The organism is Alphaproteobacteria bacterium (assembly GCA_030739735.1).
GTDB lineage: Bacteria > Pseudomonadota > Alphaproteobacteria > UBA7887 > UBA7887 > UBA7887.
On the sequence record JASLYQ010000050.1, the window covers coordinates 1 to 679 of the forward strand.

General features: G+C 30.5%; 2 protein-coding genes and 1 tRNA gene. 1 reads left to right on the forward strand and 2 read right to left on the reverse strand.

Annotated elements, in window-relative coordinates:
- Both QF629_12995 and QF629_13000 read right to left on the reverse strand, forming a co-directional pair.
- Nucleotides 1–207, reverse strand: a 207-nt coding sequence (locus QF629_12995) for a hypothetical protein (protein MDP6014437.1), incomplete at its 3' end; no start/stop codon positions are given.
- A gap of 12 nt (nt 208–219) precedes the next feature.
- Nucleotides 220–306 (reverse strand) — tRNA-Leu (locus QF629_13000).
- Nucleotides 307–356: 50 nt separating this feature from the next.
- Here QF629_13000 and QF629_13005 point away from each other — a divergent pair.
- Nucleotides 357–679, forward strand: a 323-nt coding sequence (locus QF629_13005) for an octanoyltransferase (GenBank protein MDP6014438.1), incomplete at its 3' end; no start/stop codon positions are given.

Here is a 679-nt window from a genome sequence, read left to right on the forward strand (position 1 = left end):
TTTGATATTAACTATAAATTTACCTCTATTGTCATCATCAAGATTTTGTATAATTTCTGCAATATCAGCATTATGCATTTCTTTTACAATTTTAATTAATTCAATTTTATTTTCCTGGTTTAATAAATTTTGAATTGTTGCTAAATTTTCCTGAAAGGATTGATCTTTGTTTGATCTATCAGCTATTATGTAAGACTCAGATTTCATTTATGCCTCATTTGGTGCGGCCGAGAAGAGTCGAACTTCCACAGGACTAATCCCACAGCGACCTCAACGCTGCGCGTCTACCGGTTCCGCCACGGCCGCAAATTAAATAGAGATTGAATATCAGATAGGGTATTAAGTATCAAATTAATATGAAATCAAACATAGATATAAAAAATTCTAGCCAAATTATTGAATATTCCGATGCTCTAAATTTTATGGAAAAAAAAGTAGATAAAATTTTATGCAATGAAGAAAACGAGATGTTATGGTTTCTTAACCATAATCATATCTATACATGCGGAACAAGCGCCAAAAAGAATGAAATTTTATCTAAAACGGATATTCCAATTTTACAAACTAATAGGGGGGGGAAAACCACTTACCATGGTCCTGGTCAAAGAGTTGTTTATTTTATGATAAACCTTAACAAGAGAAAAAAAGATATAAGAAAGTTTATAAATATAATAGAAAA